At 69.5% G+C, this 12,278-nt stretch carries 11 protein-coding genes; 3 read left to right on the forward strand and 8 right to left on the reverse strand.

Annotation, left to right across the window (positions count from 1 at the left end; genetic code table 11):
* Together VF106_RS21345 and VF106_RS21350 are read left to right on the forward strand one after the other, a co-directional pair.
* A partial coding sequence (locus VF106_RS21345) for an MMPL family transporter (RefSeq protein ID WP_330841539.1) occupies window positions 1–1,756 on the forward strand: 1,756 nt, incomplete at its 5' end.
* A gap of 112 nt (window positions 1,757–1,868) precedes the next feature.
* Complete coding sequence (locus tag VF106_RS21350) at window positions 1,869–3,560, forward strand: coiled-coil domain-containing protein (protein ID WP_330841540.1); 1,692 nt, start codon at window positions 1,869–1,871, stop codon at window positions 3,558–3,560.
* Between the two features lie 56 nt (window positions 3,561–3,616).
* Here the strand turns inward: VF106_RS21350 and recG are convergent, their stop codons facing one another.
* From recG to VF106_RS21370, 4 genes are all read right to left on the reverse strand, one after another.
* Window positions 3,617–5,782, reverse strand: coding sequence for an ATP-dependent DNA helicase RecG (recG, locus tag VF106_RS21355; RefSeq protein ID WP_330841541.1), 2,166 nt, complete (start codon window positions 5,780–5,782; stop codon window positions 3,617–3,619).
* 48 nt (window positions 5,783–5,830) lie between these two features.
* Entirely contained in the window at window positions 5,831–6,151 is a 321-nt protein-coding gene (gene trxA, locus VF106_RS21360) for a thioredoxin (RefSeq protein WP_330841542.1), read from the reverse strand.
* A gap of 4 nt (window positions 6,152–6,155) precedes the next feature.
* Window positions 6,156–6,527 carry a MerR family transcriptional regulator gene (locus VF106_RS21365; protein WP_330841543.1) on the reverse strand — a complete coding sequence of 124 codons (372 nt, stop codon included), beginning with the start codon at window positions 6,525–6,527 and terminating at the stop codon, window positions 6,156–6,158.
* Between the two features lie 212 nt (window positions 6,528–6,739).
* Window positions 6,740–9,187: a DAK2 domain-containing protein gene (locus VF106_RS21370; RefSeq protein ID WP_330841544.1), complete on the reverse strand. Its 2,448-nt coding sequence runs from the start codon at window positions 9,185–9,187 to the stop codon at window positions 6,740–6,742.
* A 188-nt stretch (window positions 9,188–9,375) separates the two neighbouring features.
* On the opposite strand from VF106_RS21370, the gene rpmB reads away from it, so the two are divergent.
* A complete protein-coding gene (gene rpmB / locus VF106_RS21375; RefSeq protein ID WP_075124203.1) occupies window positions 9,376–9,567 on the forward strand; it encodes a 50S ribosomal protein L28 in 192 nt (63 codons plus the stop codon).
* 64 nt (window positions 9,568–9,631) lie between these two features.
* Here rpmB and VF106_RS21380 read toward each other — a convergent pair whose 3' ends face one another.
* The 4 genes from VF106_RS21380 to VF106_RS21395 all read right to left on the reverse strand — a co-directional run bounded on the left by VF106_RS21380 (window position 9,632) and on the right by VF106_RS21395 (window position 12,271).
* Complete coding sequence (locus tag VF106_RS21380; protein ID WP_330841545.1) at window positions 9,632–9,778, reverse strand: hypothetical protein; 147 nt, start codon at window positions 9,776–9,778, stop codon at window positions 9,632–9,634.
* Between the two features lie 818 nt (window positions 9,779–10,596).
* A complete protein-coding gene (locus VF106_RS21385; RefSeq protein ID WP_330841546.1) occupies window positions 10,597–11,274 on the reverse strand; it encodes a uracil-DNA glycosylase in 678 nt (225 codons plus the stop codon).
* A 23-nt stretch (window positions 11,275–11,297) separates the two neighbouring features.
* Window positions 11,298–11,819, reverse strand: a complete 522-nt coding sequence (locus VF106_RS21390; protein WP_330841547.1) for a gamma carbonic anhydrase family protein — start codon at window positions 11,817–11,819, stop codon at window positions 11,298–11,300.
* Window positions 11,801–12,271, reverse strand: a complete 471-nt coding sequence (locus VF106_RS21395) for a GNAT family N-acetyltransferase (RefSeq protein WP_330841548.1) — start codon at window positions 12,269–12,271, stop codon at window positions 11,801–11,803. The genes VF106_RS21390 and VF106_RS21395 overlap by 19 nt, the downstream gene beginning before the upstream one ends.
* Window positions 12,272–12,278 lie beyond the last annotated feature (7 nt).

A 12,278-nucleotide genomic window follows, 5' to 3' on the forward strand; every position in this document is an offset into this window, starting at 1 on the left:
ACACCCCGACCTGCTCGTCGAGCAGGTCGGCGGCCGGTCGATCGGCAAGGGCATCAACGACCAGGTCGCGAGCGACCTCGCCAAGGCCGAGTTCATCAGCCTGCCGGTCACCCTCGTGATCATGCTGATCGCGTTCGGCGCGATCATCGCCGCCGGCGTGCCGGTGCTGCTCGCGATGTCCGCGGTCGGCGCGGCGTTCGGGTTGTCGGCGCTCGCGTCCCACTTCGTGCCGTCCGTCGAGTCGATCGGCAGCGTCATCCTGCTGATGGGCATGGCGGTCGGCGTCGACTACTCCCTCTTCTATCTGAAACGTGAGCGCGAGGAACGCCAGCGCGGCGCCTCACACACCCGCGCGGTCGAGATCGCGGCCGCCACCTCCGGACATTCCGTTGTGGTGTCCGGAGTCGCGGTGATCATCTCGATGGCGGGGCTGTACCTCGCGAACGACGCGGTGTTCGCCTCGCTCGCGACCGGCTCGGTGATCGTGGTCGCGGTCGCGGTGCTCGGCTCCCTGACCGTGCTGCCTGCCCTGCTCGCGAAGCTCGGCAAGCGGGTGGACCGGCCGCGCGTGCCGCTGCTGTGGCGGCTGACCAACCGCACCGGTCCGCCGCGGGTGTGGCCGAAGTTGTTGCGTCCCGCGCTGCGTTTTCCGCTGGCCACGCTCCTGATCTCGGTCGCGGCACTCGGCGCGCTCGCGCTTCCGGCGCTGGACATGAAGCTGAAGTCGACCGGCGAGGAGGACCTGCCGCGCAGCATCCCGGTGATGCGGTCCTATGACCGACTGACCGACGCGTTCCCGAGTGAGGGCACCAACCACGTCGTGGCGGTGCGTGCCGAGCCGGGGCAGGCCGGGCAGGTCAGGGAAGAGCTGACCGAGCTGTCCAGCCGGACACAGGACAACCCGCTGTTCGCGAACGTCACCGCACCCGTCATCGAGGTCTCGAAGGACCAACGGGTGACCACACTCCAGATCCCGACCCCGCACGCCGCGGGCACCGCGGACGGAAAGCGTTCGCTCGCCGAGCTTCGCGGCACGCTGGTGCCGGCGACCATCGGCACGGTGGGCGGCGCCGAGTACGCGGTCGGCGGCGACATCGCCGGCAACGAGGACTACGCGGCGAACCTGTCTGACCGGATGCCGGTCGTGATCGGTTTCGTGCTGCTGCTGACGTTCCTGATCATGGCGTGGACGTTCCGGTCGCTGGTCGTGGCGGCCACCGCGTTGCTGTTGAACTCGCTGTCCGCGGCGGCCGCGTTCGGAGCCGTCACACTCGTGTTCCAGCACAGCTGGGCGGAGGGCATCCTCGACTTCCAGTCCAACGGCGCGCTCGTCGCGTGGATCCCGCTGTTCCTGTTCGTGGTCCTGTTCGGCCTTTCGATGGACTACCACGTCTTCGTGGTGAGCCGGATCCGCGAGGCCGCGCGGGCCGGGGCGTCCACCAGGGACGCCGTCGCGTTCGGCATCAGCCGCTCGGCCGGTGTCGTCACGTCCGCCGCGATCCTCATGGTCTCCGTTTTCGCAATCTTCGCGACGCTGTCGATGAACGAGATGAAACAAATGGGTGTCGGGCTCGCGGTCGCGGTGTTCATCGACGCGATGGTCATACGTGTGCTCGTGCTGCCGTCGCTGATGGCTCTGCTCGGGAAGGCGAACTGGTGGCCGGGCAAAATCCAGCGCGACGCCGCGTCACCAGCACCTCTAATTGATGATCACCCGACCGAGCGGCTGCCGGCGGTGGTTTCACCAAGCTCCTGATTAGTCGGACCGAAGGCCTTCCCACCACTCATCGACGGTGGAGTGGCCTTCGGCCGCTTATCACCCGCCTGCCGGAGTGACCTGGGCGGGGGACCATCTAAAGTGTGGCACCATGCCCGAAGGCGAGTCCGACGCGAATCTGCGCGTTCCACGTTTTGACACCGTCCTGCGCGGTTACAACCCGCGTCAGGTCAACGAGCGTGTCACACGACTCTCGTTCGACCTGAGCCATGTGACGAAGAGCCGCGATGAGGCGGTCGCGAAGGTAGCGGAGCTGACGAAGGCGCTCGGCAGCTCTTCCCAGCAGCTACAGGACTCCAGAGAGCAGCTGCACCGCATCACCGTGAACCCGACCTCGACCGAGGCGATGTCGGAGCGGCAGCGGTTGATGTGGCAGCTCGCCGAGGAAGAGATCGCCGAGTTCAAGCGCGACGCCGACAACTACGACCGGTCGACGAGAGCTGACGCGGACGAGTACTCGCACTCCACGAGGGCAAAGGCCGACGCCCATGCCTCCGCCACCAGGGAGGAGGCCGACAACTACGCGGCCCAGACCCGGCGCGAGGCCGACCAGCACGCGGCCGAGATCCGCAAGAACGCCGACGCGTACACGGCCAAGACGAAGGCGGCGGCCGACGAGTACGCCACCGGCGTGAAGGCCGAAGCCAAGGCGTACGCGGCGGACCAGAAGGCCAAGCACGACGCGATCACCGCCGAGCTGACCGAGCGGCGCAAGCAGCTCGAGGCGGAGTACGCGAAGAACCACGCCACGCTCGAGAACGAGTACGAGCAGCTCAGGGCACGCAACGCCACCGAACACGAGCACCTGATGGCGGAGGCTCGCACGGAGATCGAGCGTGCGACGAAGGCCAACGAGACCCGGATCGCGCAACTGGACGGGGAGGCGAGGCAGCGCCGCGAGCAGCGCGACGCCGAGGCCCTCAAGCAGCGCGAGCTCATGGACGCGAAGGCCGCCGAGAAGCGGTCCTCGCTGGAGCAGGAGACCGAGGCCGCGTTGAACCAGCGCCGCGCGGAGCTGGAACGCGAGCTGACCGAGCGCGCCGCGGTGGCCAAGGACCGCGCGACGAAGATCGTGGGCGACGCGGAACGCGAGGCGACGAAGCTGCGCGAGACAGTGGCCGCCGAGCGCGCGGACGCCGAGCAGCAGATCGCGCAACGCGTGGCCGACGCGAAGGCCAGGGCGGCCAAGATCGTGGGCGACGCCGAGATCGAGGCCAACCGCATCCGCGAGACCGTCGCGGCGGAACAGGCTGAGGCGGAGAAGCAGATCACCGCCCGCACGCAGTCCGCTCAGCAGCAGGCCGCGAGGATCATCGAAGAGGCCAAGAAGCGCACCGACGATGCGGAACGCGCCCTGGCGGAGAAGAAGGCCTCGGTCGAGAGCAACCTGGTCGAGCTGGAGGCCATGGCGCAGCAGCAGGCGGAGAAGACGGTGGCGGACGCCGAGGCCCGCAGCCTGGCCACGGACAAGGCCATCGCCGCCAAGCGCAGCCAGGTCGAGCAGGAACTGAACGAGCAGCAGGCGAACGCGAAGATCCGCGCGGCGAAGATCGTCGAGGACGCCGAGCAGCGCCTGGCCGAAGCGGCGGACCGCATCCGTCAGGCGGACGATTTCGAACGCAAGGTGGCAGACCACGTGAACACGACGTTCTCCATCCTGGAGGACGCGAAACGCCACTTCGCGGCGGCGTCGAAGGCAACGGCACCAGCCGCGGCCAGCGCTCAGCCCCGTCCGGTACAGCCCCACCCGCACCCGGAGAAGGTGCGGGCCAACGGCAAGTAGCTCAAGGGTCGAGAGTCCCCGTCAGCCCCCGGCTGACGGGGACTTTTCGTCTCCGATCAAGCCTTCTCGAGATACTCCGCCTTCGTGTCGGTGACCAGCGACGCGACCATGCTCGCCAACCCGGGAAACTCCGCCAGATCCGGCGACCGGGAAACGAGTTCCTGAGCCTCGTCGCGCGCCTCGGCGATCACGTCCTCGTCGCGAAGCAACGACAGCAACCTCAGCCCGGACCGCTTCCCGGACTGTGTGGCCCCCAGAATGTCGCCCTCGCGGCGCATTTCGAGGTCCACCCGAGCCAGCTCGAAACCATCCAAGGTGGCCGCCACCGCGTCCAACCGCTCCCGGGTGGCCGTGCCCGCGAGGGCTTCCGTCACCAGCAGGCACACGCCGGCCGCCTTTCCCCGACCCACGCGCCCACGCAACTGGTGCAGCTGGGACACCCCGAACCGGTCGGCATCCATGATCACCATGGCCGTCGCGTTGGGCACGTCGACGCCCACCTCGACAACGGTCGTCGCCACGAGCACGTTCACCTCGCCGGCCGCGAACGCACGCATCACCGCGTCCTTCTCGTCCGCCGGTAAGCGACCATGCAGCACCTCCACCCGCAAACCCCGCAACGGCCCCGCGACCAACCCCTCCGCGACCTCCAGCACCGCGAGCGGCGGACGCCGGCCGTCGTCGCCCCCCGCGACGTCGTCCGACGACTCCTGGTCACCGATGCGCGGGCACACCACGTACGCCTGGTGGCCCTCCTTCACCTCTTCACGGATCCGCTGCCACGCCCGGTCCAACCACGCCGGCTTCTCCGCCGCCGGCACGACCGCCGTGTTGATCGGGGACCGCCCCGCCGGTAACTCACGCAGGGACGAGGTCTCCAGGTCGCCGTACACCGTCATCGCGACCGTGCGCGGGATGGGCGTCGCGGTCATCACCAGCACGTGTGGGCTGACGTTCTCCCCGGCCCGCGTGCGAAGCACGTCCCGCTGCTCGACACCGAACCGGTGCTGCTCGTCGACCACGACGAAGCCCAGATCGGCGAACTGCACGGTGTCCTGGATGAGGGCGTGCGTGCCGACCACGATGCCCGCCGCACCGCTCGCCACGTCCAGCAACGCCTGCTTGCGCAGTGCCGCCGGGAGGGAACCGGTCAGCAACGCGATCCGGGTCGCCTCCTCCGCCGCGCCCAGCTCACCGGCCTGCGCGAGGTCACCCAGCATGGCCGCCAGGGACCGCGCGTGCTGCGCGGCGAGCACCTCCGTCGGCGCCAGTATCGCGGCCTGCCGGCCCGCGTCGACGACCTGCAGCATCGCCCGCAGCGCGACGATCGTCTTGCCGCTGCCGACCTCGCCCTGCAGCAGGCGGTTCATCGGGTGGGCGTGTTCGAGATCGGCCGCGATCTTCTCACCGACCTCCTGCTGGCCGGCGGTCAGCGTGAACGGGAGCCGGCTGTCGAACGCGGCACGTAAACCGTCGTCCCGGCGCTTGCACTCCGGGGCAGGACGGTCGATCGCCCGGTGCCGGCGCTGCGCGAGGGCGAGTTGGACGGCCATCGCCTCGTCCCACTTCAGCCGCGCCCGCGCGGCCTGCACCGTCGGCCAGTCGATACCGGTGTGGATCTTGCGAACGGCGTCGTCGTAGTTCGCGAGACCTCGCCGCTCCCGCACCTCCTGCGGCATCGGGTCCTCGATGACGTCGAGCATCGACAGGACCTGCTTGACGCACTTCGCGATCTGCCACGACTGGATCGACGCGGCGGCCGGGTAGACCGGGATGAGGCCGGTGAACTGCTCGACGGTGTCGTCGTCGCTCTCCTCGTTGAGCAGCTGGTAGTCCGGGTTGGTGAGCTGCAGCTTGTTCCGGAAACGCGACACCTTGCCGGCGAACAGCGCGCTGATGCCCGGCGTCAGCGCCCGCTTGTGGTGCCGCTGGTTGAAGAACGTGCAGTCCAGCGTGCGGCTCCCGTCGGTGATCACCACCTCGCTGATCCAGCCCTGCTTCGTTCTCATCCGCCGCTCGTTGAACGTCAGCACACGCGCCATGACGGTCACGTGCTCACCGATCTCCAGCCCGGCGATGTCGGTGAGCTCGCCGCGTTCGGCGTAGCGACGGGGGACGTACCGGACCAGGTCCCCGACCGTGTGCAGGTCGAGGGCGCCGGCCAGTGCCTTGGCCGACTTGGCGCCCACTGCCGCCTCGAGTTTGCTGTCCATGGAGACCATCGAGGCGATTATGTCGCGCCCCACCGACAATCGTGGGACGGCCGCCGGTCAGGTTGTGCGCAACGCCTCGTCGAGTTCGTCCAGCAGGCGGGCCTTCGGCTTGGCGCCGACGATCGTGCGCACCGGTTCACCGTCGCGGAACAGCAGCATCGTCGGCAGGCCCATCACGCCGTACCGCTGGCCGACGGCGGGTTCCTCGTCGTAGTTGAGCTTCACGACCTCCAGGTCCGGCCGCTCCTGCGCGATCTGTTCGAGCACCGGCGCGACCATGCGGCACGGGCCGCACCACGTCGCCCAGAACTCGACCAGCACCGGCTTGTCCCGCGCGAGCACGCGCGTGCCGAACGTTTCCTCGGTGACCGACTCCATGTCCTCAGTTCTCCCCTGCGTTTCGGCGGGTCAGCGCGGCGTCCAGCTTGGCCCGCAGTTCGTCGCGCACCACGTTCAACTGCCGTAGGTAGGCCTCCACCTCGGCGATCTTGCGGCGGTACACGGCCACCGAGTCCGGGCACGCGTCACCCTCGTCGTGCCCGGCGCGCAGGCACTCCACGAACGGACGGGTGTCCTCGAGCGCGAACCCGACCTCCTGCAGCGTCTGAATCTCCCGGACCACCCGAAGGTGTGACTCGTCGTAGTCCCGGTAACCGTTCGTGCGCCGCGGGGCGTCGAGCAACCCACGTTCCTCGTAGTAACGCAACGCTTTCGTGGTAACGCCCGCGCAGCTCGCTAACTCGCTGATCCGCATGCGACCGACTCTAAACATTGCCCCCGACGGCAACGCCACTCGATCTGTCGGTGCCCCCTGACACGCTCCTCCCATGCACACGACACCTCGCATGCACCGGCCGACTGTTCCCCCGACGTTCGAGCCGCTCCTGCCTCACCTGCTCCGCAGCGCGGTGTGGCTCCTCCGCTTCTCGATCGCCCTCGACGGTGCCCTGCCCGGCAAGGCTCCGGTTACTCCACGCCGAGCACCAGCACCGCGTTGTGCTGTCCGCCCTGGTAGACGACCAGTTCCGTCTCCGGGTGCTCACGCCGGAGGAAGTCCTCGAGCTCCGTAGCCAGCTCGTCCGGTGCTTCGGCCCCGAGCAGGGCGGTGACCAGCTCACCGCCCACGGCCAGCATGCGCTCGACCACCCCGCACGCGGCACGGTCGAGCGCGGCGAGGTCGGCCGGGCCGGGCTCGATCAACATCACCTCACCGTCGGCGAACCCGAGCACGTCGCCGGCGTCGCAGGCGCCGATCCAGGTGATGGCGGCCTCGGTCGCCACCACGACCTCGCCACGCCTGGTGGCCGCGGCCGCCTCGGCCATCGCGACCACGTCGTCTCCAGCCCGACGGCGCGGATCGTGCACGGCCACGGCGGCCAGCACCTGCACCGACGAGGCACACGGCACCACGACCACGTCCTGCCCAGCGGCAACGGCGCGGATCGACGCCTCGTCGGCGGCCTCGACCAGTCCGGGGTCGGCGGGCAGCACGGTGACATGCGCGGCGGCGGTGCCGGTGATGGTCTCGAGCATGCGGTAGGCGAGCGACCCACCACGCTCGTCGTCCGGCTCGACGTGCACGACGGTGACACCTTCGCTGATCAGCAGGTCAGCGAACTCGCTACTACGGGAGGGCACGACGACAGCACGATCCTTGACGAACCGACTCGCCTCCGGCGAAGCCGCGTCGGCGAATCGAGCCACCCGGATCTGACGTGGCCGTCCCACGTCGATACCGGCCTCGATCGCGGCCCCGATGTCATTGCAGTGGACATGCACGCTCCACAGGCCGGCACCGTCACCGACGACGGACACCGAGTCACCGAGCCCGACGAGCGTGTCCCGCAACCGCTCGATGGCACTCCGGCCAACGCCGCCACCCCGGCCTCCCCCGGAACCGCCGCGATCGTCGACACCACGGTGATCCACCTCGCCGTGGTCGGCGCCACCGGACTCGTCGGCCGCGTCCTCGTCGCCGGCAGCGTCGCCGGCAGCGTCGCCGGCAGCGGCAGCGTCGTGGCTGGCAGCGGTCACGCCTGCCTCGGCGACGCCGGTGACGTTGGCAACCGGGATCACATGGGCGACACCAGTCACGGGAGCGGCACCAGTAACGGAGGTGATACCAGCAGCAGCGTCGCCTGCGGAGGCGGCGCCAACCGTCGCGGTTGTGGGTCGGGCATCCACAGGCCAGGCAGTGCCACCTGTGTCAGAAACGGCATGGCCTGCGGCCACCCGTCCACCGACGGCGTCCATGCTGCCTGCGGCGTCCCCACCATCGGGGGCACCTCCACCGCCGAGAACGTCGCCGCCACCGCCGAGAGCGTCCTCGCCACCGGCGGGAACGCCGCCGCCACCGCCGAGAGCGTCCTCGGCACCGGCGGGAGCGTCCTCGGCAGCGGCGGAGGCGTCGGCAGCGGGCGGCGCGGCCAAGGGCGGCGCGTCCGCGTCGGCTCCGGCTGAGTGCGCCGCACTCGCGCCGGGGGCGGTGCGGCCGACGCTGGTGCCCCGGGCGCCGTCGGTCGCGTCGTGGGCAGCGGCTGCGGTGTCCCGTGCAGCACTGGTGGTGGCGGCATGGCCGGCGGGGCCGTTCTCGGCGTCGGCGGCATCGTCGCCCGGCACGTGGACACCGGTGTCGGCATCGTTGTCCACAACCTGCTCCAGCAGGTACATGACCTCGTACGCGAAGGCGTCCGAGCCTGACTCACGGGAGGTGTAGAGGGAGCTTTCCTGGCCGCCGGTCGATGGCCGAATGGCTCGTTCAGCGGTGGCGCGCTGGGCGGCGGCGAGCGCGGCCGGTTGTCCGGTGACAACTGAAACCAGGGCGTCGAACAGCACGACGACGCCGCGACCGCCCGCGTCCACGACGCCGGCGTTGGCGAGGACCGCGAGTTGGCTCGGGGTCTTGTCGAGGGCTGCCGCCGCCTCGGTGGCGGCGGCCATGACCACGTCCTGCAGTGCGTCGGACGGCTCGTTCCGCGCGGCGGTGGCGGCCGCGTCGAGAACGGTCACCATCGTGCCGGGGGCCGGCTCGGCCATGGCCGCGTTGGCCAGTTCTGCGCCGCGGGTGAGTGCCGCGCGCAGTTGTGGGCCGAGCACGGCGTCGGCGTTGGCGAGGGCGTCGGCCGCGCCGCGGAGGAACTGCGAGACGATCACGCCGGAGTTGCCGCGCGCGCCGGTCAGCGCGCCGCGGGCCAGCGCGGCGAGGGCCGTCCCGGCGGTGGCTCGTGCCCTGGTCGGGGCGCGCAGGAGCGCGTCGAGCGCCGCGCGCATGGTGTGCAGCAGGTTCGACCCGGTGTCGCCGTCCGGGACCGGGTATACGTTGATGCTGTCGATGGCCTCGCGGTGCGCGTCGAGGGACTGCACGCAGGCCACGGCCCACCGGCGGACCTGGGCGGCGTCGAGCGCCTGGAGCATCGCGCCTCCACGGGCCGAACGAGTGGACATGCGGCAGACTAGTGGGCCGGTGTCGAGAGCCTCAGCGGGAGCCGTTACCCTGTGTTTGCTTGCCTGGCGCGAGCCGGGTCTTGCTGCCTGGCGCGGGCCAGGCCGTGAGCTTGCTGGCTGTTCGGCCAGTTTCCGTTGTGAAGAAAGGAGTGCCTGACGTGGCTGCCGTTTGCGACGTCTGTGGCAAGGGGCCAGGCTTCGGCAAGTCGGTCTCGCACTCCCACCGGCGCACCAGCCGCCGGTGGAACCCCAACATTCAGACCGTGCACGCGAAGATCGGTGTCTCGCAGCGCAAGCGTCTGAACGTGTGCACCTCCTGCCTGAAGGCGGGCAAGGTCACCCGCGGGTAGGACCGAAGCCAAGAACACACGAACCGGGCCCTGGCATCGCCAGTGGCCCGGTTTGTTGCGTCCGTCACTCGATGATCCTGGCCAGCTCGCGCCGTAGCACGTCGGCCGGACGCGGACGAACGTGCTGCTGGACGATCGTGCCGAGCAGCCACGACACGACCTGGTGCGCGGTCTCGTCCGGGTCCCGCACGTCCAGTACCTCGACAAGCAACAGCGTGCACCTCGTCGAGCATCCCGGCGGCCGCGTCGAGCGACGACCGTCGACTCGCGACCACCCGGTACTCGAACCACAGGAACGCCGCGTACGGCCGCTCGGCGAAGGTGGCGAGGTAGGCCTCGACCACCCGCCACAGCCGCTCGTCAGGTCGACGTGGTCGTCGACGGCCCGGCGCAGGATCGCGAGCATGGCATCCACGTGTCCCGCCACTGCTCGTCGACGATCTCGTTGATGTTGGACCTGCCGCAAGGCTCAGTCACCGTGATCGAAGACCCAACAGGCGCAACCCTCACCCTGTGGGAACCCCAAAACGCCCTAAAGGAAAGCCGCGTGGCCTCCGGCCCCCGTTTTCCAGCCTACGGCACAGCACCGACACTTCCGGCCGACGAACGTCCCCCTGTCCACAACCCCGCGTGTCCAACGCTCCAGACCCGCGTGTCCAACGCTCCAGACCCGCGTGTCCAACGTTCCGGACCGCCGAGTTCAACAAACGCGTCGCCCGTACGGCGACAGTCCGGCACCTGGGCACGTCGCTGACCGCCCCCGGGCATGTGAACTCAGCGGTCGTCCGAGACCCGCGTGATGCTCCAACCAACGGGACCGCCGAGTTCAGCAAACGCGTCGCCCTACAGCGCCAGTCCGGCGGCACGCCGTTGACCGCCCTCCGACTGTTGAACTCAGCTGTCCAGATTGTTGGACACGCGTGTCTGGAACGTTGGACACGCGCTGTCCACAGGTGGGTCGTGAGTGGACCGGAAATGTCGGGGGTCGCCGGTAGGCTGGAAAACGGGGGCCGGAGGCCGGCCCTCGAGTTACGGCAGCTTCCAGTCGATCGGGGTGCCGCCCTGCTTTTCCAGTAGCTCGTTCGCTCGGCTGAAGGGGCGGGAGCCGAAGAAGCCGTTGTGGGCGGACAGTGGGCTGGGGTGTGCCGACTCGATGCACGGCACCGGGTCCAGCAAGGGCTTCAGGTTGCGGGCGTTGCGGCCCCACAGGATGGCCACCAGCGGGCCGCCGCGCGCGGCCAGTGCGCGGATCGCCTGCTCGGTGACCTCCTCCCATCCCTTGCCCTGGTGGGAGTTCGGCCGGCCCGGCTGCACGGTCAACGCCCTGTTCAACAACAGCACACCGTGTTCGGTCCACGGGCCGAGGTCGCCGTTGGACGGAGCCGGGTGGCCGAGGTCCGCGCTGTATTCCTTGTAGATGTTCACCAGGCTCTTCGGCAGCGGGCGCACGTCCGGCGCCACCGAGAAGCACAAACCAATGGGGTGGCCCGGCGTCGGGTACGGGTCCTGGCCGACGATCAGCACCCGCACGTCGGCGAAAGGCTGTTTGAACGCGCGCAGCACGTTCTCACCGGACGGCAGATACTCCCGGCCCGCGGCGATTTCCGCGCGCAGGAACTCACCCATTGCGGCAATGCGGTCGGCGGCGGGCGCGAGCGCTTCCGCCCAGCCGGCCTCGACGATCTCGTGCAGCGGTCGTGCGGTCACCGGCGAGACTCTAGCCAACCCGGCTACGACAGCTTTCGCAGCCCTGCTTTGTAAACCGCGATCCGCTTTACGTAGTTCTCGACGATTCCCGACACCATGTCCGGAGGCACCGCATAACCCTCGCGCAGTTTTGCCGGTACACCCAGAGCCATGCGTCCCGCGGGCAGGTGGCCGTTGAACGACATCACGGCGCCCGCGCCGAGCACCGCGCCGTCCTCCACCACCGAACCGTTCAGCAGCACCGAACCGGACGCGATCATGCAACGTGCACCCACGGTGGCACCCTCGATGTGCGCGTTGTGGCCGACGACCGACTCCGGGCCGATGACCGTGTCGTGCCACTCGGTGCAGTGCACGACGGTTCCGTCCTGGACGGACGTGCGTTCACCGACCCGGATGGCACCCGACTCGCCACGCAGCACGGCCTGTGGCCACACGGACGCGAACGCGCCGATGGTGACGTCGCCGATCACCGTGGCGTCGGGGTGCACATAGGCGTCCGGGTGGATGTCCGGCTCGCGGTCGCCTAGCGCGTAGATGGGCATTCGACCTCCACCAGCTTTCCCAGGTGCACCGCCTCCGGCGCGCTCGCGTAGTACCCGAAGCTCGGCACCGGCTCGTAACCCGCCGACGTGTACAACGCGATCGCCTCGGGCTGCCGCTGGCCCGTCTCCAGGATGACCCGGCGGTACCCGGCCGCGAGCGCGGTCTGCTCCAGTTCGGCGAGCACGGCACGCGCCAGGCCGCGACCGCGGAACTCCGGTTTCACGAACATCCGTTTCAGTTCGACGTCCGTCTCGTACGCACGCCAGCCGCCACATGCGGCCGGCACGTCGTCGACGTACGCGATCAGGAACAACCCCCGCGGTGGCGCGAACTGCGCCGGGTCGACCGGCGTCAGGTCCTGTCCGCCGTAGCGCACCACGTACTCCTGCTGCACCTCGGCGATCAACGCCACTGCGTGGGGGTGGTCATAGGCCGTCACGTCGATCCGCAAGAAAACC

The organism is Actinophytocola sp. (assembly GCF_036378875.1).
Taxonomy (GTDB): domain Bacteria; phylum Actinomycetota; class Actinomycetes; order Mycobacteriales; family Pseudonocardiaceae; genus Actinophytocola.

Coding starts and splice junctions, on each gene's coding strand:
- VF106_RS21350 (WP_330841540.1), top strand. CDS start 1,869: ATGCCCGAAGGCGAGTCCGACGCGAATCTGCGCGTTCCACGTTTTGAC.
- recG (WP_330841541.1), bottom strand. CDS start 5,782: ATGGTCTCCATGGACAGCAAACTCGAGGCGGCAGTGGGCGCCAAGTCG.
- trxA (WP_330841542.1), bottom strand. CDS start 6,151: ATGGAGTCGGTCACCGAGGAAACGTTCGGCACGCGCGTGCTCGCGCGG.
- VF106_RS21365 (WP_330841543.1), bottom strand. CDS start 6,527: ATGCGGATCAGCGAGTTAGCGAGCTGCGCGGGCGTTACCACGAAAGCG.
- VF106_RS21370 (WP_330841544.1), bottom strand. CDS start 9,187: ATGCTCCAGGCGCTCGACGCCGCCCAGGTCCGCCGGTGGGCCGTGGCC.
- VF106_RS21390 (WP_330841547.1), bottom strand. CDS start 11,819: ATGCCCATCTACGCGCTAGGCGACCGCGAGCCGGACATCCACCCGGAC.